Genomic DNA, 20,466 nt, shown 5'->3' on the forward strand with positions numbered 1-20,466 from the left:
TTGACAGAACTGAAGACCGTTAGCCTGTTTGCGCTGACCGCATTGGCTGAGATTGCAGGGTGTTATCTGCCTTATCTGTGGCTGCGAGAAAGCAAGTCAATCTGGCTGCTGATACCTGGCGCGCTGAGTTTGGTCGCTTTTGTTTGGCTGCTGTCATTACATCCGACCGCTGCAGGTAGGGTTTATGCAGCCTATGGCGGTGTGTATGTTTTTATGGCAATACTATGGTTATGGGCTGTCGATGGTATTCGTCCGACTTCATGGGACATAATAGGTGCTGTGGTCGCGCTACTTGGTATGGCGATCATTATGTTTGCGCCGCGTAGTGCCTAGGGTATGTCTTCAATTCAATCGATGGTCGTCTAAATGGACTAAAAATGACTAAATTTTGCCAAACCGCGTCAAATAGCTGGATATTATCGAGACTATTTTCCTTGTTTGATGGCAATTTGTCTCATTTTTATGACCATTTTTAAAATGAAGACACACCCTAGTTAGTAAATAGCCACTAATAAAAAACGGTTCGTCAAATGATTAGATTTGATGAACCGTTCTATATGATTAGTATCTATATATAAAATTAGTGCTTGCCTAGGATACTGCCATTATTGCCGTCTTTCTTAGCTTGTTTGGCGGCTTTTTTCTCTTTAGCTGTTAAAAGCGGCTTCTTTTTGACGTTCTTCTTACTGTCTTGACCCTTACTCATGGTAACTCCTTTGTAGATAACGCATACACCCGTTAAGCCAATTGAGCTGACTCAAAGTAAGTATGGTGACGACTAACATAGTCGCTTACCCAATCGAGTATAGGCTTAAGCGTTAGTAATAGATAGCACTCGCACAATTCGCCTACGATTTATTCCTTTTACTTTATTTAGTAAAATCATTGTGTTAGCTAAATCATATTACAGCTAATTTGTTCAATCAATCATGGTATTTATAAGTGCTTACTTACGGATACATAGCGATTTGCTATAATGGCTAAAAGCCGATGAATAAACGCGGCAAACTCTTATTTATTAACATTTAGCACCATCGTGCTCACTGTTTTGGTCACCCTATTATGCGTATACGTAAACTGTTTAAATTCGAAAATGCTCACATTGTTCGTAATTGTAGCTCTGAGCGTTGCAAACACTCAATCCATGGTCATAGCTATCAGATTGAGCTTATTTTAGAGGCTAATCGTTTAGATCATGGGCAAATGGTTTATGATTTTGGGCTGCTAAAATCTTCTATTAAAGACATTATCGACAGCTTTGACCATGCGATTTGTTTTTGGAACAAAGACGATCCTGAGTATGTTGCAGCGTGTAAAAAATTCAGCGCGCGCTGGATAAGTCTGCCAGTATCTCCATCGGCAGAACAGTTCTCACGTGTGATATTTTTCTGGGCGCAAGAAATACTGCGCCAGACGCAAATGCAAAATGGCGAAGCAGATGTTAGTGTTTATTCAGTGATTGCTCATGAGACGGCGACAGGGTACGCGCAGTGTTTCGCTGACGATGTGACAAACGAGCAAATGGGTAAGCTGGTTTTAGAGGACTTTGAATTTAGTGAGCAAGTTCGTACTGAATGGACCGACTCTGATCTGTATGCCAAGCTGATTCGCGGTGAAAGCTTTACTAATCCAACGGTGACGATGCAAGTACAGGCAGGTTCAGACTAATGCATAACGACCAATCAATAAAAAATAGTTGCACTGTGCAAACGCTGATACTGAACTCTGAGCAAGATACCCAGTCATTGGCTAAGCAATTAGCAGCATTGCCACTAGCGGGTGGTGTATGGCTGGCAGGGGACTTGGGCGCTGGCAAAACCACCTTAACTCGCTATTGGTTACAGGCGCTTGGTCATACCGGTGCCGTAAAAAGTCCCACCTACACGTTGGTTGAGCCTTATAGTGTTGAGCAAAATAACGGTACAACCAAGCCTGTGTATCATGCAGACCTATATCGTCTTCAAGATCCAGAAGAGCTTTCTTTTATTGGGTTTGATGAATATCTAGATGAGCCTGAAGCGCTCGTTATTATCGAATGGGCAAGCCGTGCTGATGGCTATCTACCATTGCCAGCTTTATATATCGATATGACTCAAGACGAAAGCGATGATACCGATAATGATGCCCGCCAAGTGATACTGCGATTATCGAAGACAGGACAAGCACAAGGTGTAGATCTAACAAACTTGCAAATCTAAACAATGCTTACCAATGCGCTCCAAACTTTCCAAAACATGACAGTCAATAATGCCAGATAGCCATTCCTATATCCGTATCAAAAAACTATCACCGCTGCTGATCAATCAACTAGCAGCAGGTGAGGTCGTGACGCGTCCAGCCGCAGTAGTCAAAGAGCTGCTTGAAAATGCCATTGATGCAGGCGCGACCAATATTGACGTGAGTATCACCCAAGGCGGTATGGGTACGATAGAAGTGGTAGATAATGGCACAGGTATACATCCTGACGATATGGTCATGGCTATCACGCGTCATGCTACTAGCAAAGTCGCTGATGTTGCTAACTTGCACGGTATTACAACACTAGGTTTTCGCGGTGAAGCATTGGCGGCGATGGCTGCTGTCTCTCGTTTAAGTTTGACGAGTAGCCATGATGATAGTGGCATTGGTCGTCAATTACAGGTCGCTGGCGTGCTGGATGATACGCCAAAACTGATGCCAATCGTGCATAATCGTGGTACAACCATTGTAGTAAAAGATCTATACTTTAATGTGCCTGCCCGCCGTGGTAATCTGAAATCTATTGCGACTGAGTTTGGTCATATCGAGACGATTGTTCGCGACGTTGCACTAGCACGAGCTGATGTTGCGCTAACACTATGTCATGATAATAAAAAACGGTTATCGCTCTCTGCAAGCAACCACAGTAGTAGTGATAATAAACGTTTGCCACTATCACGTTTAGAGCAAGCCACTGGTATGGCGCTGACGGATGATGCACTCAACATATCGATAGATTTATCGAGCCTTATACAACAGCCCATAGCGTACGATAATATGGCAACAAACCAAGCCTCGATTAGCGGCTGGCTGTGGCCGATGCATCATGAGCAAACGGCTCTGCCGAAGCTTATTTATGTGAATGGTAGGTTGGTAAAAGAGGCCTTGATCAGCAACCAGATGCGTCAACTGACTCAGAGTGCCCAGCTGGCAGGTGTGGGTTACGCGCTTTATTTTGAATTGCCAACCCAGTGGTTAAATATCAATGTTCATCCATCGAAACAGCGTATCAAAATAAGCCCACTTAACAACATCATGGCGCATTTGAGCCATACGATCCGCACTCAGTTGAAAACGATTGAGACGGTCAAGACCACATCTACGCCGATGGTTGATACTGCTGAAGAGGTTTGCTCAGAGCTACCAGATGGTAATGCTTTGATGGGTGGCTCACTTACAGGTCGCTCGTCTGAAATGTTCACATCGAGTACTCAGCCTACAGATACTCACAGACGTCGCCCGCAAGTACAGTCTGTTAGGCAGTCCTATCAGTCAGATCCAACAAGATCAAACCCAATAGAAACATCCTCTCAAAAATCAACACATTCTCACATTAGTGATTCAACAGATCAAAATAATAGTGACGCTCCACATTATTCTGCTGAAATGAAACTGCGCGCATTTTCATTACCAGTTTGCTTAGATATCGTGACTGGTTTGGGTAACGTGGTAACCGCTACGTCTATTAACTCGAACATAGATGACAGTACATTGCCTTGGTTGCTATTCTACAACCAAGGTCAATGTCTATTAGTAAGTGTCAAAGACTGGCAGTCCAAGGTGAATCAATTATTTGAATCGCAATTATTCGATAGCAAAGCATTTAATCAAAATCAAATGCCAAACAGTGCTAGCGATATCAATCAACAACTCAATGAGCTCAACTCTCAAATGTCTGCACAGGACTCTATAATGTTTGAGACCGATCTCACTGAGATACTAAAAAATAGTTCGCTCAAAGTCATAGACAGCAGCCGTCTAGTAGCGTTGATGCTATCTTCAAAATCATAGCTGTTAAACTGAGCTTCACTTTTGCCACCCTCACTTGACTAAAGACAACGCCATGCATTCCTCGTCTGATAACGTATCTCAAAACTTGCCGGATAACAGTGTAGTGTGTCTAATGGCACCAACCGCTAGCGGCAAAACAGCATTGGCATATGAGCTATACGATACGGGGCGTTATGAGCTGATTTCGGTAGACTCAGCACTCATATATCGTGACATGAACATTGGTACGGCCAAGCCAACAGCGGCTGAGCTGGCACGCTATCCTCATCATTTAGTTGACATCATTGACCCTACACAAAGCTATAGCGTTGCTGAATTTGTCACTGATGTGGCACGCCTTATTGATGAGTGTCATGAGCGCAAAAAGATACCGCTGTTGGTAGGTGGTACAATGATGTATTACATGGCATTACTCGATGGGTTATCTCCAGTGCCTGATAGTGATGATAGTGTACGTGCGCGCGTCGAACAATGGCGCCAGCAAGAGGGGATTTCGGCACTGTATGACTATCTGGGTAACATCGACCCGATAAGTTATGAGCGTTTGAACGCTACTGATACCCAGCGTATTACCCGCGCGATTGAAGTCTATTTGCAGACAAATAAGCCGATAAGTGAGTGGCAGCGTCAACCAAAACAAGCGCTGGCACATAATCCAGCTCAGCAGTGGTATGCGTTATCGGTTATGCCTGACCGTCCATGGCTGCACGCACGTATTGAACAACGTCTAGATATTATGTGGAATGATGGGCTAGTAACTGAGGTTATTGGCTTACTTGAGAAATATTCGTTGACACCTAACATGCCCTCGATGCGCTGCGTCGGCTATCGACAAGTATTAGAGTATTTGGTTCATATTGATCATGAGATATTTGATAAACCGCACTTAGATAAAGCTCAGTTTTATGACGCTTTTGAAGAGAATGATAGTCTAACCAGAGAAAACAAATCGCAATATAGCATGATGCAATCAACTGCTCAGTCAATGCCAACAACTCACGAGGCTGAGGCACTTGCTTGTCAGGAAATGCAAAATAAGGCATTATATGCTACGAGACAGCTGGCCAAGCGTCAGTACACATGGTTACGAAAAGTTATGCAGTTGCCTAATACTTCGTTAGATAACGCAGTAGGTTGTGACCCCACTACCGAACTTGTTGATAGTAATATAGTGTTGCAAACATTTGCTACAATGGCGCAAGCAAGAGATTACTTATACAAATAGATATATAAATATAATTTTTGACTGTTAATTTATTGTGCGCATATCATATGTACGATTGACTACTATAACGAATACCACGTATGTATAAGAAAGTAATCACAATTAGTTTCAAAAACTAGCATAGATAGCTGTTATACCTTGAATTGGCTGAAAATGGAGCAAGGCACAATGCTTCTTGCCAAGTTTCTACGCCACAAACCAGTAATAACTGACTTTTGTAGATAAAAATAATTAATGAAACAAGTAGTTACTTACTTATTTACAATAACAATGTATTCGCGATAAAGTGGAATCACTTAAGAGCAACCAATATTGATTTAGATACGTTTTACAAAGAAAAAATACCATTGTATCTACCTTTTAGCCATTATAATTAAATTGACACTTAGAATAATTGGCATCCAAAACATAACTATATAATATTTAGGAGAGATTTCATGTCAAAAGGACAAACTTTACAAGATCCATTCTTGAACTCACTGCGCAAAGATCGCATTCCTGTCTCTATTTTTTTGGTCAATGGCATTAAGTTGCAAGGTCAAATTGAATCATTCGATCAGTATGTTGTACTTCTAAAAAACACTGTCAGCCAAATGGTATATAAACACGCAATCTCAACAGTTGTACCTGCACGCAATCCACGTAGCAGTACAACGACAGGCTCTACTACACAACCTCAAAGTGCGGCACCAGCTGGCTATCAAGGCGGTGGGTTTGAACGTGGTAGCAATTCTGCTGGTGGGTTTGACGAACGCGGTTTTGCTTCTAACCGCAGTGGGTTCAACCGCGGTGGTTTTAGCCAAGGTCAAGAACGTGGGTTTGAACGTGGTAGCTTTGGTCAAGGTCAGGAACGCGGTTTTGAGCGCGGCGGCTTTGGTCAGGATCGTGGCTTTGATGCATCAACAGACAATACAGGCTTTGAAAACAAGCCAGATGATGGATCAAATGACAGCAACAACTAAATAGCTATATGATCTTAGTGTGCTGCCTAAAATACACTATCAAGCTATAATGTATCCATTGAAGACCTGCTACGATAGTGGGTTTTTTTTATATCAACAGGTTCATGGCTGTTAGGAAAGCTATTAGACTGTGACAGTATTATAAATCTTGTAGACCATTATTAATATGAAGCAGAGTATAGTAAAATACTATACTGATTCACCATAAAAATAGAGCAGATTCATGAGTGATACTAAAAATAATTTGACCCATGAGCAATTCATTACTACTGCTATCGAAGCGATCAATACCGAGATATCCGCATTAGGGTTACTGACAGAGCAGATCGATGATAGGTTTGCACAAGCATGCGATATTATTTTGGCTTGTCAGGGTCGCGTTGTAGTCACTGGCATGGGTAAGTCAGGATTGATTGGACGTAAAATAGCAGCGACTTTTGCATCGACTGGTACGCCTTCTTTTTTCATGCATCCTGGTGAAGCTGGACATGGCGATTTGGGTATGCTCGTAAAAGGTGATGTGCTGCTTGCTATTTCAAACTCTGGTGAGTCTGATGAGATCAAAATGCTTTTGCCAGTGGTCAAGCACCTTAACATACCCCTAATCAGTATCAGTCGTGATAAGCGCGGTATGCTACCACGCGCCGCTGATATTGTGCTGACGCTGGGTCAGTCACAAGAAGCTTGCCCACTCAACCTTGCACCTACGTCGAGCACGACCGCTACCTTAGCACTTGGCGATGCTCTAGCGGTGGCTTTAGTACATGCGCGAAATTTCACGTCTGAGGACTTTGCACTATCGCATCCAGCTGGTGCCTTGGGTCGTCAGTTATTAACGCGTGTCGCAGACTTGATGCATACCAAATCAGAAGACCTACCGCTAATCGATCAGCAAGCACCATTACAGCAAGCGCTATTTACAATGTCTGCTGGACGCTTAGGTATGACGGTAGTGACTGATGATAGTGATAAAGTTGTTGGCGTATTCACTGATGGTGATTTACGCCGCGGCTTAGAAAAAGGCATTGATCTACAAACACCTATGCATGAAGTAATGGTCAGCAACCCACGCCGTGCTAACAAGAGCATGCGTGCATCGGATGCTTTGAGCGTCATGAATGAAAATGGTATCAGTCAATTACTGATTATCGATGATGAAGACCATCTAGAAGCAATTATTACCGTACATGATTTATTACAAGCTGGTGTTAAGTAGTATTATCGATCGTTGATGATACGATAAGATAAAATACTCAGTAACACAGCCGTCAGGATGAGAAAAATAATGCAAGACTTAATAAAAAAAGCTGGACAAGTAAAGCTATTGGTTATGGATGTCGATGGGATTTTATCCAACGGTCAAATCATCTATGATGCTAATGGTATCGAGACCAAAGCATTTTCGGTGCATGATGGCGTAGGTGTTAAGTCTCTCGCGCGTTATGGTATTTTGACCGCTATTATTACTGGTCGTAGTAGTGCGATGGTAAATAAACGAGCTGCAGAGATGGGTGTTAACCATGTGGTACAAGGACGTGATGACAAGCTCATTGCGTTGAACGAGTTGCTATCGTCTCTAGATCCTGAACTTAACATTACTGCTGACGACTGTGCTTATATGGGTGATGATTTACCAGATATCAAAGCGATGCAGACGGTGGGATTTGCTGCAACAGTGCCAAACGCGCATGCAGAGGTCATTAAGCGTAGCGATATGGTAACCACTAGAGCGGGTGGTACTGGTGCAGTACGTGAGATATGTGACCTTATCTTAAAAGGACATGGACATTATCAAGACTTTATCGCGAGCTATACGCTTGATGAAGCTCAAACTCAGGATAAACAGTCGTGAATACACGTGTTTTAATTGTACTAGCATTAATCATTGCAGGCATTGCTGGTTGGTTTTTTCAGCAGCAGGGCGACGTAACGCCGCCAGTCAATATTGAAACGACAGATGTCGATTATGAAGCCACTGACATCAAAGCAGTCCAAACGAATGATGAAGGCGAAACTGAGTATGAGCTTACTGCTGAGTCTTTAACTCATAATCCTGAAACCGATCAAGATGAGATGTCAGGTATCACGATGAATTGGGAGCCATCAACAGAACAGCGTTATCGTATTCAAGCGGGCACTGCCGCTATCAGTCAACAGACAGGGGAGTTAAGCCTGTCAGGTGGTTTTACATTGGTGAGCGAAGGGAATAAAGACGCATCCGATATCGAGCCGATAAAAGTGACGGGGACTACGCTAAAAGGCAATACAAAGTCAGGTCAAGTCTACAGTGAAGAACCCGTCCAAATCGAACAAGGCATGAACCGCTTTGAAGCGTCTAGTATGACAGCCAATCTTGAAACAGGTGAGTATGAATTTGGTCAAGTCGCGGTCGCTTTTACGCCAGCTAATCGTCAAGATAAAGCATTGTTTTAACCCATAACCTTTTTATCCATTATGTGAAAATAGCAGCTAGCATGACGTTTGCAATTTCTATCACGAATTATGAAATGAGCCATTATATGAAATCTAAATTTTTGCCTGCTTTACGTGCATCATCACGCTGCTTACACAACTTACGTACCGTGCCAGTAGTTATGCTATTAGCGCTACCGTTATATAGTCATGCACTGCCATCAGATGCCAATCAACAAATAAAGTTGCTAGCGGACAAGGCTACTTATAGTGAGCGTACTGGCGTCACCAGTTATTCAGGTAATGTCATCATTACTCAGGGTACATTTAAGATGACTGCTGATAACATCACTGTCAATCTCTCTCAGCAACGTAGTATCAACTCAGCGGTAGCAACAGGTCGTCCAGCCACTATGCAGCAAGTGGTCACGCAAGAAAAAGGACTGGCCAAAGGTCAAGCCAATAAGATTGATTACAATGCAGTATCCGGCATCATCACGCTAACAGGAAATGCTAAACTGGTACAGAATGGGGCAAGTTTTGCTGGTAATGTAATTCGTTATAGCTTAAAAGCTGGCGATGTCGAAGCAACTGCTGGTGGTAATCAACGAGTAGAGCTCGTGTTCCCGCCTAACAACAATACTAGCCAAAGCGGTGTACGTTAGTCCATGCCAATATGGTCGTAAGATTAAAATCTGAGCAGCTGAACAAGGCAATGGCAGTGCTTGAATTTTGTGAAAGTAAGAGTGAGCTATGAGCGATAATAAAAATACAAACCCTTCAGTATTGAATACCAATACGGCACCTGTCGCTCGATTGACGATGCAAAACTTAGGCAAACGTTATGGTAAGCGCTGGGTCGTTAAAGACGTCTCGTTTTCTGTTGAGCAGGGCCAAGTTGTCGGGCTATTAGGTCCTAATGGGGCAGGTAAAACCACCAGTTTTTATATGGTAGTCGGATTGGTCAACATGGATAAGGGCCGCGTCACTCTTGGGAAAATGGACTTATCCAAATATGCTATGCATGAGCGTGCTCGTGCTGGCATTGGATATTTGCCTCAAGAAGCATCGATATTTCGCAAGCTCTCTATCGAAGACAACATATTAGCCATCCTGCAAACTCGTACAGCGTTAAGTAAAGCTGAGCAGCAGCAGGAGCTTGAAAAACTGATTGGTGAGTTTCATTTAGAACATGTACGTACATCGCTGGGGATGAGCGTATCAGGCGGTGAGCGTCGCCGCTGTGAGATTGCTCGTGCACTGGCAGCTGATCCTAAGTTTATCTTATTGGATGAGCCGTTTGCAGGTGTAGATCCTATTTCTGTCGGTGACATCAAAGACGTTATCTTAACACTGAAAAACCGTGGTATCGGTGTTTTGATCACTGACCATAATGTTCGTGATACATTGGCCATCTGTGAAAAAGCTTATATCGTTTCAGAGGGTGCAATCATCGCTGAAGGAACATCATCTGAGGTATTGGATAATGATTTGGTAAAATCTGTCTACTTAGGTAAAGACTTCCAAGTATAGTCTAAAAACCTAATATTTTTTCTCATACTTATATCTCTACAGACTGCTGGCTCTAATATTGTGGACTGACTCATAAAGCCAGTAGTAAGCACATTTTCTATAGCTATAATAGCAACCATAATACTTATACGTTGAACATTACCTCACCTATAAAACACAGCCGATAACGTCAATGGCTGCGTATTTTATCTCTTTAACGCTTATAAAAACATCTCGTTACTTCATTGATTATTCTCGATTAACCACCTGAATAAGGCTTATTATTTATGGCAAAAAATAAAAGTAGTTATGTTTGTCAGGAGTGCGGTGCGCATTTTGGTAAATGGGCAGGGCAGTGTACAGATTGCGGCGAATGGAATAGTTTGGTTGAAGCCCCAAATGTCAGCATGCCGCATCATAATAAGAGTAGTGCCAAGTCTACGCCGAGTCGAGCCACACCTCGTAATACGGGTGCAGCAGCTGGTAATTACTCAGGTACTCATAGCGCAGTCATGCCGCTTAATGCAGTAAGCGTCACGTTAGATACGCGCTTGCCAACAGGTATCAGTGAGTTTGATCGAGTGCTTGGCGGCGGGTTAGTAGCTGGTTCTGTTGTGCTGATCGGTGGCGATCCTGGTATTGGTAAATCAACTATATTGTTGCAAACAGCAACCAATATGGCGCGTGCTGAATCACTAGCAGGGAGTGCACTATACGTCACAGGTGAGGAGTCACTTGCACAGGTGGCTATGCGCGCTAAGCGCCTAGAACTACCTGCTGATAGGCTTCGCGTATTGGCAGAGACCAACGTGGAAACCATTTGTGCCGCTTTGACTCAAGAGCAGCCAGCCATCGCTATCATTGACTCTATTCAGACTATCTATACCGATGCCATCAACTCAGCACCAGGCGGTGTTAGCCAGATTAGAGAGTCTGCTGCTATCTTGACACGCTACGCAAAACAAACAGGCACCGCGCTATTTTTAGTCGGTCACGTGACCAAAGAAGGCACGTTAGCAGGTCCACGTGTGCTTGAGCATATGGTTGATACGGTACTGTACTTTGAAGGTCAGTCTGACTCACGCTTTCGAATGATTCGTGCGGTCAAAAATCGCTTTGGCGCTGTAAATGAGCTAGGGATTTTTGGTATGACTGATATGGGATTAAAAGAAGTTGCCAATCCGTCAGCTATATTTTTAAGTCGTTATGATAAGCCTGTTGCCGGATCTGTGGTCATGGTTAGCCGTGAAGGTACAAGGCCTTTACTAGTAGAAGTACAGGCATTGGTTGATGACTCTCAAGGCTCACCCAGACGGATGGCATTAGGATTAGACTTTCAGCGTTTGTCGATGCTACTAGCGGTTATGCATCGTCATGGCGGGATTCATACCAGTGGACAAGATGTCTATGTCAATGTTGTGGGCGGTGTCAAAGTTATAGAGACAGGGTCTGACTTAGCGGTGCTACTGGCATGCGCCTCAAGTATTAAAGAAAAACCGTTACCTTCGTCATTAGCAGTGTTTGGTGAAGTGGGTCTCTCTGGTGAAATTCGCCCAGTACCTAATGGTCAGGAACGTTTGAAAGAAGCGATGAAGCATGGATTTAAGCATGCGATTATTCCAAAAGCCAATGCGCCTGCTAAAGGTGCGCCTCAGTTCAAAGGAATCAATGTGATTGCGGTTGAGCGTCTTGACGATGCTATCGAAAGCGCGTTTGAATTATAGCCAATATTCAAAAGAATAATTGGCTTTATACACGATGATATCCCACCACAAAAAAGCGCCTAGCTTATGATGAACTAGGCGCTTTTATCTGTCTGATTTGTATAGAGCTGATTCAGCTAAGTAGCTAGATCATTGGCTCGAAACTAAGGTCCTGAAACGCGCTCAATCGCGACATTACCCACACCTTTACTCGTAATACCGAGTTTTTTGGCAGCACCGTAAGATAAGTCTAATACACGGTTGCCATGGAATGGACCACGATCATTAACTTTTACGACAACGCTTTTGCCATTGGTTTTGTTAGTAACCTTGACATAACAGTTCAATGGCAGTGAGCGATGCGCTGCTGTTAGCGCATTCATATCGAAGGTTTCACCACTGGCTGTTTTGCGACCATGAAACTTACGACCATACCAAGAAGCTAGGCCTGTTTGCTTGAACTTGCTCACTGAATTAGAAGCGACTGCTGTCAGACGTTCTAATACGTCTTCGTCATTGGTAACTTGGGTCGTATCGCTAGCCAATAGAGAGCTGCTAAGCGCTAATGAGGTAGGCTGACGTGCTGATTTGACCAGACTTGATGCACCATCATGTTGACGGCTAAGCTCACCAAGTACACGATCGATATGGGAGGCGTTATCTTGCGTAATCATTGCAAGGGAGGTTTTAGCTTCTACAGCATTTACATTTGTAGCAACTGCAGATCCAGCGAATAACACTGCTGACATAGTAAGTAAACCAGATAAACGCTTATTCATAAATACCTCTATAGCTTATACATTAAAACCTAGCTCTAAATTTTTTAGATCGAAAATGATGATGTCAAATCATGCTGACCGTAACTCATTTTCTGAAGTCTTCTTATTAATGTGTCAGCTTACTGACAATTAATGATAAGACCTTTATAGGTTTTCATATATGGTAATGTTCATTTTATGATCATAAGTAACGGTGAAAGCTCTCGATGTTACTTAAGTCATGCTCAAATGATAGTTAGTGATATTTATTAAATACTTATATCTAGCTTTAAAAGTAAATATCACTATACGTCGTATCTACAAAATGTCCGATATAAAAACTTTCCAATAGCGCTAAATTAATGAGTGGTTTAAATATGATTACGTGATGCTTTGTTGTTAAACCGTTAATTAAGTAGTGTATTTGAAAGCCTCAAATCGACAAGATGACAACTATACGGCCGGGCTACAACTTAAATATAATTAAATGCAAAGTTTATTAGTAGCTATGTACTGGTTATGTATCGAAGTACAGTAAATGAGGTTAACGTAATTTTTTATAAAAAACAAGGAATAAAATACTTTAGCATTGGTTTACAATCAATTAATGTTGGAAAAATCCCTACTTTCTAATCCATTTCATAAGCAATTAAATAACAACAGCTTATATAATATGTTGAGCCAAATATAGAATGCTTCTGAGAGCAGATCATGCTCAATTTATTAAAAGTAACAAAACATTAATGACCGTGAAGCTATCAATGTATTAGGACGTATTTGTAGTAGATCATAGAAATATAGTATACGAAGTACAAAATATTACATGATATGTCTGTATAGATATTTCAAGTATTAAACACTGGTTATATCATATAAGTTTTTGATTAATAAGGTATTAAACTAATTGTTATCACTGGTTAGCCAGACTTGTGCATATGAATGGACATGAGCAAACCAAATCCTGCCATCAAAGTCACAATAGCAGTACCACCATAACTAATAAAAGGTAGAGGGACACCAACGACAGGCAAAATACCGCCAACCATACCGACATTAACGAATATGTATACGAAAAAAGACATGGCGATAGCACCTGCTAATAGCCTGCTGTAGACGTCAGGGTGAGTTAGCGCAATATAAAGGGCGCGTGTTAGTAGGCAAGAGTAAATAAACATGAGTAGCATGACGCCCATCAGACCGAACTCTTCAGAGAAGGCAGCGATAATAAAGTCAGTATGTCCCTCTGGTAAAAAATGCAAATGTGACTGTGTGCCTTCCAAGTAGCCTTTTCCCGTAAGACCACCTGAACCAATAGCGGTCTTTGACTGAATGATATTCCATCCGGCGCCTTGTACGTCAGCCTCAGGATTGAGTAGGGTCAATACTCGCGTACGCTGATAATCATGCAATAAAAAATTCCATGCAAACGCAATAAAGGGTATCGCCAAAACAACCGCAGCAGAAATAAGGCGCCAAGATAGCCCCGCTAAGAACAGCACAAAGATACCGCTTGCTGCTACCAATAGTGATGTGCCAAGGTCCGGTTCTTTTGCAATCAATAGTACAGGAACGATAATGAGCGCCAAGGTAATGGCAATACTGGATGCTGAGGGTGGCAGATCACGTTTTGATAAAAACCAAGCACACATCATAGGCATACCAAGTTTCATGAATTCTGAGGGTTGCACACTGCCAAATCCAGGTATTCTAATCCATCGCTGGGCACCCATACGCACCTCACCGATGACATCTACTAGCACCAATAGTATAAGTCCTAGTACATAAAATACAGGCGTGAAGGTGCGATAGAGACTGGGCGGTATCTGAGCCATAATAAACATGACTATGAAAGCCACACCGTAACTCACCATCTGGCGTATGACCATACCCACATCCTGACTGGCCGCGCTATACAAAATCGTCAAGCCAATACAACAAACCGTTAGCAATAACAAGGTCAGCCACGGATCGATATGAATACGCTGCCACAGCGTCGGTGCATGACCCTGACCTAGGTGATGGCTTTGACGTGAAAAACGGTATTGAGGATTAGAAGACATAGGCAGAGTTTGACTAGCAATTAGGTAAGAGGGAGACGTCGTCTAAAATGTCTGATAAGACTGTGGTTTATCTATTTTATTAAAAACTATAGAAAAAACAGTGAGTCGATTTTTAACATCTAGGCAATAAAGTCACATAATTATAAAGATTATGAGGATAAGTGTTAATTACGAATAGCATGCCTCAGATTAGAGGCGATAGTTTAGCCTGCTTGCTGAAAATTTGATAGTATCGATAAAACGTTTTTAGCGGTAGATTCCTGCAATGATAAAATCAAACAACCATAACCGTAGGCAGTTTAGCCAGTCTATTATGGCACTAATTGTCTTTGCAAGCAGTGTCAGTGTACATGCCGCTATTATAAGTGATAATAGTGAGCGCCGTATCGTAGTGCGTCAGAGTAATAGTGACAGTAGTAATGCCTATATCACGCCCTCTAATAATGTTGCCAACCAGCGTCCCGGCGTGACTATGTTGAATGGGACTAAGTCGAATGGGGGAAACTCATCAGGTGGCGATAGTATGCAAAGCTTGATTGCACAAAAGCAGCGTGATTTCAATATTGATGCCAGCATATCTATCGAAGAAAGCAAACGCGTCAGTATCAACCGCCGCCAGCCCATCTACAATACAACCTACAGTAATAATAGCTACAGCACAGCAAGCAATACTTATAATAGCGCTTATAACGACTTTACCAGCATGGATTTCAATGCATGGCTCAATAGTAACAGTTACCGTGCTAGGCAGGTGGCAGAGTACCAAAGCTATCTGAGCTCGCGCTTAGGGGCGCGAAATGTACCGCCATTGTCTCAGTTACTGACCACAGCGCGTAGCTGGCAGAAATGCGGTTATGAGCCCTATCAATTGCCACCGCAAGAGCTGTGGTCGAATATCGTACCGACACTACATCTATATAGCGAATTAAAAAACCAAGGGATATTGCCACCGAGCACTGAGATACGTTCGGTATACCGCAGTCCTGGTCTCAATGACTGTGCAGGCGGTGCAGATGGTAGTAAACATATGAATGCTAGTGCGATAGATGTTTGGGTGCCAGAGTATGAAGATAATCTATGGCGTCTTAGTACTATGCAAGATGGATTATGTCAATTTTGGCAATATCAAGGTCAAGCCTATAACTTCGGTCTAGGGTTGTATTCTACAGGTGCCATCCATCTCGACACAGATGGTTATCGTAAATGGGGCTTCAACCATGCAAGTAGCAGCTCTTCTTGCCGTTACTAGCAAATAATTAGCAGATAAAAACCTAGATTTACATGGTAAAAGTAGATAGAGACGTTATAATATAGCGCTGATAAGTTCTAGGATAAAAGTAGATATAGAACGATAAGCTAGACGCATAAGTTCACTGAAAATTTGTTTGGTATTTATGGTTTATGCTTTAATGATAGTACTTTTCTTACCTATCTTTGTATCCTTGTCGCTCTTCAAGGAAGAAGATTACGTTATCACAAGCAGGGTTTATGACAAAGCAGCGCGCGACACTTAAACAGTACAGTCAGTCAAATAATAAGAACCAAAGCTTTTTTCGTTCAAGATATATGTATGGCGCGTTAGTAGGTACGGCATTTTTATCCGCATTACTTGTTAGTGCCTGCAGCCCACAAACGCATTCTGACAGCCGCTCATCGGTCACAGATAAGAATACAATCAGCCGTAATAATATTGAAAAAAACTCTAAAAATATTGAAGACGGTATTAAAAACTCTTATGCACGTTTGGCATCAAAACGCTCTGATGTCTGTCCAAAGCTAATAGAAGAAGAGCATGGTAGTCAGGTCATTGAGCGTCTTGAAGAAGTGATGGTGAACGACTATTGCGACTATTTTCTATACCCGCGAGATGGTCAAAGTATTTCAGTAGCAACTAACAATCGTCAAATCGAAGCATTACTGATAGTTCCATCGGTACATAATTTCGCTAACGGAGGTTACCAAGTAACCTCTTATGACAAGCACATCATTCGATTGAGCTACAACGGTGCAACCCATAAGCCAAAAGACCTCAGTTATGATGTTGCAATGACCATTTCTGACAAAGCATATTTATAGTAACGTCTACCATGAGCTTTGTAGCACAGTGTTTTAAGTCTTAAAACGTAAGTTATGAGCGGTGTGTTTTGTGTTTCTCATCACTTACGTTATTAATTTGTCTTTATGTATTTTCAGAACAGCTACTTGTTCACTGGTTTATCTTTCCAAGGGTCATCTTGTCCCACAGTTACAATCAAAAAATCATCAGGCTTTAGCGTATCACGCATGGTTTTATTCACTTCTACAAGCGTGACCTGATCAATACGATTGGTATAATCAGCCAAGTAATTGTTCGGCAATTGATAAAAATTCATCATTCCTAACAAGCCGTTAATACCTGCGTTGCTTGCAAAGCCCATTGGAAAACTATTTTTTAAGTTGTCTGTTGTCAAGCGCATCTCATCCTGAGTGACACCTTTTTCTAGTGTCTTATTAATAACTCCTAAGCTTGCATCGATCGCTGCGCGCGCCTTATCGTTGCGCGTCGAAAACCCAATCTGATAAGGGCCTCGTGCTAGCATCGGACTCATTGAACCTGAAATACCATAGGTATAACCCAAGTTTTGTCTAACCTCAGTCATTAATCGCGCATTAAAATCACTACCTGCCATGATCTCATTACCAACTGCAAAATTGGTTTGCTGCTGCTGCGCCACAGCATCGGTTGCACGTTTACTACCCAGTTGACCCATTAGGACAGTGGTTTGGGTACTTGGGAATGGGATGTGTATATGCTGTGCTGTAGTAAGGGGTGTGGGTTCAGGTAATTCTGCTGCGGCCTGTCCTGTAGGCAGCTTCGTAGTGATCTCTTCAGCCAGACGTTTCGCTTGGACTAATGTCAAATTGCCCGTCATAGCGATAGAAGCATTTGCTGTCACTAAATACCGATTTTTGAAGTCTAATAACTGCTGCTTTTGGATGGTAGGCACGCTCTCGAGTGTACCGACCGAGGGGTGCGCATAAGGATGGTTGCCATACAATGCATTATTAAAAGCAATGCTTGCAAGGCTGTTAGGGTCTTGTTTTTGCTGCTGTAAACCAACCAGTAGTCGTGCCTTGTTGCGTGCTAGAACATCATCATTAAACGTAGGTTCACTCACCATCTGCGTCATTAAGTCAACAGCCGGTAGAAGGTGCTCGTCATCAGATAAGCTACGTAGTGAAACAATAAACATGTCTTTGTACGCGCTACTGCTCAAATTGATGCCTAAAGTTTCAACGGCTCGCGTGAATGCGTTTTCATCTAAACTCGTGGTACCTTGCTCAAGCATTGTCGCTGTCATGTTGGCGATGCCAAAACCATCTTTGTTGATGCTACCGTCACGCGCACTACCAGCGTTAAAGCGCAGGTCTATATCGACGATTGGCAAGGCGGTGGTTTTTACGAATTTTACAGGGACGCCAGCCTTAGTCTTGAATTGTTGGATTGTTGGCACGGTGACTTTTAGAGGTTCGGCGTTATCAATACTAGTCAGCTTAGACAGTGCCGCAATAGGCGCACTGGCATCGACGGCAGCAGGTGCGCGGTAATCTTCAGCACCTGTTGTCTCAGCTTGAGCGGTAGTAGTCAATATACCCAAAGCAAGTACGAGGCTGGTGCTAAGATATGACCATTTTTTCAATGAGCTAGCACTTGATATTTTCTGTCTTACTTGAGAGTCATACTTATTCTGAATCATGATGTTCTTCTTATTAAGAATACGTTTTTGTCGTCATTTTTATTAGACGCTTGATGATAGGCAGCCATTACTTTGCTTGGTTTTGCTTTTCTTTGGGTGGCACGATATGCATCACCGTAAGGTTGTTCTTAACCAAGTATTTTTTACTGGCAGCCTGAATGTCATCTACACTGATACTATCGAGTTTGGTTGGTAGCTTGGCAAGCAATCTATCATCTAAACCAATAGACTGTAGCGAGCCTATCATACGTGCCTGTCCCTCCATGCTATCTTGCGCATAAACCAAGCCTGTGACCGTATTGGTCTTAGCACGGCTGATTTCGTCGGCAGCAATGGGATCTGTTTTGAGCTTTTCTATTTCTGACGTTATGGCTTGCTGCGCTTGCTCTAAGCTGACACCTTCACGCGGTGTTGCCTGAATTAAGAATAGTCCATCGCCGCGATCAAGTAAGTCATAAGAAGTACCAACGGTAGTTAGCAGACCTTGCTCACGTATCAGTCGGCTCTCTAAGCGTGCAGATAGACCACCGTCGAGTACGTCTTGAGCAAGGGAGAGGGCATAGGCCTGTTTTTCGTCATTTGCGCCTGCCGTCACCAAACTAGGCACGTTGTAACCCATTAAGAGAACAGGCACTTGGACGGCCTGCTCAGACTCTACTTTTTGATACCCTCGAAAGCCCTTTTGAGTGACAGCATTGCGTTTAGGTACGTCGCTTGGTGCAAGCGTGCCAAAATAGCGTTTGACTTGCGCGAGCACATCTTGTGGTTGTACGTCACCAACGATGACCAAAGTGGCATTGTTGGGTGCATACCATGTCTTGTACCAGTCTGTTAAATCAGAGAGTTTGATTGACTCAAGCTCACTCATCGGTCCAATGACAGACTCACCCTTCGGACTGTCAGGTAGTGCTAGCAGGCGAAATGACTCGTAAGCTTTGGCAAGTGGATTGTCATCAGTACGTTGACGGCGCTCCTCCATAACGACTTGATGCTCTTTGGCAAACTCTTTATCATCGAAAGTCAGATTTTTCATGCGATCTGCTTCAAGCTCTAAAGCCAAAGGCATGCGGTTAGCAGGAAACAGCTCGTAGTACCCCGTATAGTCATAGCTGGTAAAGGCATTGTTGACACCGCCAAATTTGGCAATCAACCGTTCATAATTGTCACTTGATACATCAGTGGTTCCTTTGAACATCATATGCTCAAGCACGTGTGAGATACCTCCCTTATCAGTTGGCTCATCTGCCGAGCCTACTCGATACCAGATTTGTGTCATGGCGACTGGTGCACGGTGGTCTTCTTTTATAACTACTTTTAGACCGTTTTCTAACTGATACTCATGTCGACCTGACATGTCCATTGCCAGTGCAGATGGTGCTGACTCTCTACTTGCGTCTGAAGTAGGTTGCCCTGTACCGATTGCTGCGACTGAGTTAGTAGCAGTAGTTGTAGAGCTAGCAGATATCGTACTGGTCTGACAGGCGGTCAGTGACGCTGCTATCGCCAAGGCACAAGCAATACGTAATGGGCTGATCGGTAGTGGTAAAGGCAATGGCATGGTATGGTCTACTTATATAAAATGATGACTAAAGAGAATGACGACAGTTATAGTAATAATGGATCGTAGTGCTAAGGAGTCATAGTGATAATGGACGTCATAAAGAGGTTTGAGTGCCTACCATGACACTAGCTGTGGGTCTGAACTCTTGCGTGGTGCTGCAGCCTGCCACAGACAATACCGTTGTCGTTAACAAAATAGCCGCACTGATATTGATGATGCTTTTGTAGTGCTTAGAGAGTAGAGACATGAGCATTTCCTAATAAAGAGTCGTTGATAGTCTTGGTAGAGTAGGCGAAGTCTAGCCAGTTACAAGTCAGAATTTTGTGTCCAAACCTTAAGCAAAACTTTCTAAAATTTTTGAGTGACTTTTGGAGCCAATATATAGTCAGTTCTTTTTAAATAAGATACAATCATTTTAAAGCAAGCGAAATAGCAGAAGAACAAATGACCTATTCAGCAGATTTTCGAGCACAAGTGATTAAAAGTGTCAAAAACAAAGACATGAGT

Annotated in this window: 20 protein-coding genes; 14 read left to right on the top strand and 6 right to left on the bottom strand. The window is 42.7% G+C overall.

Annotated features, from left to right (window positions below; all coding sequences use genetic code 11):
• The gene (locus NJD71_RS08565) at nucleotides 1-333 is read left to right on the top strand and encodes a YnfA family protein (protein ID WP_319051552.1); all 333 of its coding nucleotides are present in this window, start codon (nucleotides 1-3) and stop codon (nucleotides 331-333) included.
• Nucleotides 334-580: 247 nt separating this feature from the next.
• Here NJD71_RS08565 and NJD71_RS08570 read toward each other — a convergent pair whose 3' ends face one another.
• Nucleotides 581-706: a hypothetical protein gene (locus tag NJD71_RS08570; RefSeq protein WP_319051553.1), complete on the bottom strand. Its 126-nt coding sequence runs from the start codon at nucleotides 704-706 to the stop codon at nucleotides 581-583.
• Between the two features lie 356 nt (nucleotides 707-1,062).
• Between NJD71_RS08570 and NJD71_RS08575 the strand changes: the two genes are divergently transcribed.
• The 11 genes from NJD71_RS08575 (at nucleotide 1,063) to radA (ending at nucleotide 11,864) form a co-directional block, all read left to right on the top strand.
• Nucleotides 1,063-1,668 (top strand): 6-pyruvoyl trahydropterin synthase family protein, encoded by a 606-nt coding sequence (locus tag NJD71_RS08575; protein ID WP_319051554.1) that lies wholly within the window; start codon nucleotides 1,063-1,065, stop codon nucleotides 1,666-1,668.
• Entirely contained in the window at nucleotides 1,668-2,198 is a 531-nt protein-coding gene (gene tsaE, locus NJD71_RS08580) for a tRNA (adenosine(37)-N6)-threonylcarbamoyltransferase complex ATPase subunit type 1 TsaE (protein WP_319051555.1), read from the top strand. Before NJD71_RS08575 ends, tsaE begins: the two co-directional genes overlap by 1 nt.
• A gap of 49 nt (nucleotides 2,199-2,247) precedes the next feature.
• Entirely contained in the window at nucleotides 2,248-4,029 is a 1,782-nt protein-coding gene (gene mutL, locus NJD71_RS08585) for a DNA mismatch repair endonuclease MutL (RefSeq protein ID WP_319051556.1), read from the top strand.
• Between the two features lie 52 nt (nucleotides 4,030-4,081).
• Nucleotides 4,082-5,254 carry a tRNA (adenosine(37)-N6)-dimethylallyltransferase MiaA gene (gene miaA, locus NJD71_RS08590; protein ID WP_319051557.1) on the top strand — a complete coding sequence of 391 codons (1,173 nt, stop codon included), beginning with the start codon at nucleotides 4,082-4,084 and terminating at the stop codon, nucleotides 5,252-5,254.
• A 437-nt stretch (nucleotides 5,255-5,691) separates the two neighbouring features.
• Nucleotides 5,692-6,216: an RNA chaperone Hfq gene (gene hfq / locus NJD71_RS08595; RefSeq protein WP_319051558.1), complete on the top strand. Its 525-nt coding sequence runs from the start codon at nucleotides 5,692-5,694 to the stop codon at nucleotides 6,214-6,216.
• Nucleotides 6,217-6,439: 223 nt separating this feature from the next.
• Nucleotides 6,440-7,432 (top strand): KpsF/GutQ family sugar-phosphate isomerase, encoded by a 993-nt coding sequence (locus NJD71_RS08600; protein ID WP_319051559.1) that lies wholly within the window; start codon nucleotides 6,440-6,442, stop codon nucleotides 7,430-7,432.
• 69 nt (nucleotides 7,433-7,501) lie between these two features.
• Complete coding sequence (locus NJD71_RS08605; protein ID WP_319051560.1) at nucleotides 7,502-8,068, top strand: KdsC family phosphatase; 567 nt, start codon at nucleotides 7,502-7,504, stop codon at nucleotides 8,066-8,068.
• Nucleotides 8,065-8,649 (top strand): LPS export ABC transporter periplasmic protein LptC, encoded by a 585-nt coding sequence (gene lptC, locus NJD71_RS08610; protein ID WP_319051561.1) that lies wholly within the window; start codon nucleotides 8,065-8,067, stop codon nucleotides 8,647-8,649. Before NJD71_RS08605 ends, lptC begins: the two co-directional genes overlap by 4 nt.
• Before the next feature lie 161 nt (nucleotides 8,650-8,810).
• Entirely contained in the window at nucleotides 8,811-9,293 is a 483-nt protein-coding gene (lptA, locus tag NJD71_RS08615; protein WP_319051574.1) for a lipopolysaccharide transport periplasmic protein LptA, read from the top strand.
• 88 nt (nucleotides 9,294-9,381) lie between these two features.
• A complete protein-coding gene (lptB, locus tag NJD71_RS08620; RefSeq protein ID WP_319051562.1) occupies nucleotides 9,382-10,161 on the top strand; it encodes an LPS export ABC transporter ATP-binding protein in 780 nt (259 codons plus the stop codon).
• A 266-nt stretch (nucleotides 10,162-10,427) separates the two neighbouring features.
• Nucleotides 10,428-11,864 carry a DNA repair protein RadA gene (radA, locus tag NJD71_RS08625; RefSeq protein ID WP_319051563.1) on the top strand — a complete coding sequence of 479 codons (1,437 nt, stop codon included), beginning with the start codon at nucleotides 10,428-10,430 and terminating at the stop codon, nucleotides 11,862-11,864.
• Nucleotides 11,865-12,007: 143 nt separating this feature from the next.
• Here the strand turns inward: radA and NJD71_RS08630 are convergent, their stop codons facing one another.
• Complete coding sequence (locus tag NJD71_RS08630; RefSeq protein ID WP_319051564.1) at nucleotides 12,008-12,622, bottom strand: septal ring lytic transglycosylase RlpA family protein; 615 nt, start codon at nucleotides 12,620-12,622, stop codon at nucleotides 12,008-12,010.
• Between the two features lie 896 nt (nucleotides 12,623-13,518).
• Nucleotides 13,519-14,661 (bottom strand): rod shape-determining protein RodA, encoded by a 1,143-nt coding sequence (gene rodA, locus NJD71_RS08635; RefSeq protein WP_319051565.1) that lies wholly within the window; start codon nucleotides 14,659-14,661, stop codon nucleotides 13,519-13,521.
• Nucleotides 14,662-14,974: 313 nt separating this feature from the next.
• On the opposite strand from rodA, the gene NJD71_RS08640 reads away from it, so the two are divergent.
• Entirely contained in the window at nucleotides 14,975-15,910 is a 936-nt protein-coding gene (locus NJD71_RS08640) for a D-Ala-D-Ala carboxypeptidase family metallohydrolase (protein ID WP_319051566.1), read from the top strand.
• A gap of 239 nt (nucleotides 15,911-16,149) precedes the next feature.
• Nucleotides 16,150-16,737 (top strand): hypothetical protein, encoded by a 588-nt coding sequence (locus NJD71_RS08645; protein WP_319051567.1) that lies wholly within the window; start codon nucleotides 16,150-16,152, stop codon nucleotides 16,735-16,737.
• 122 nt (nucleotides 16,738-16,859) lie between these two features.
• On the opposite strand, the gene NJD71_RS08650 is transcribed toward NJD71_RS08645, so the two are convergent.
• From NJD71_RS08650 to NJD71_RS08660, 3 genes are all read right to left on the bottom strand, one after another.
• Entirely contained in the window at nucleotides 16,860-18,398 is a 1,539-nt protein-coding gene (locus tag NJD71_RS08650) for a M16 family metallopeptidase (protein WP_319051568.1), read from the bottom strand.
• A 67-nt stretch (nucleotides 18,399-18,465) separates the two neighbouring features.
• Nucleotides 18,466-19,956, bottom strand: a complete 1,491-nt coding sequence (locus tag NJD71_RS08655; protein WP_319051569.1) for a M16 family metallopeptidase — start codon at nucleotides 19,954-19,956, stop codon at nucleotides 18,466-18,468.
• Between the two features lie 97 nt (nucleotides 19,957-20,053).
• Nucleotides 20,054-20,206: a hypothetical protein gene (locus tag NJD71_RS08660; protein WP_319051570.1), complete on the bottom strand. Its 153-nt coding sequence runs from the start codon at nucleotides 20,204-20,206 to the stop codon at nucleotides 20,054-20,056.
• Nucleotides 20,207-20,466 lie beyond the last annotated feature (260 nt).

Source organism: Psychrobacter sp. PP-21 (assembly GCF_033790785.1).
Classification (GTDB): Bacteria; Pseudomonadota; Gammaproteobacteria; order Pseudomonadales; family Moraxellaceae; genus Psychrobacter.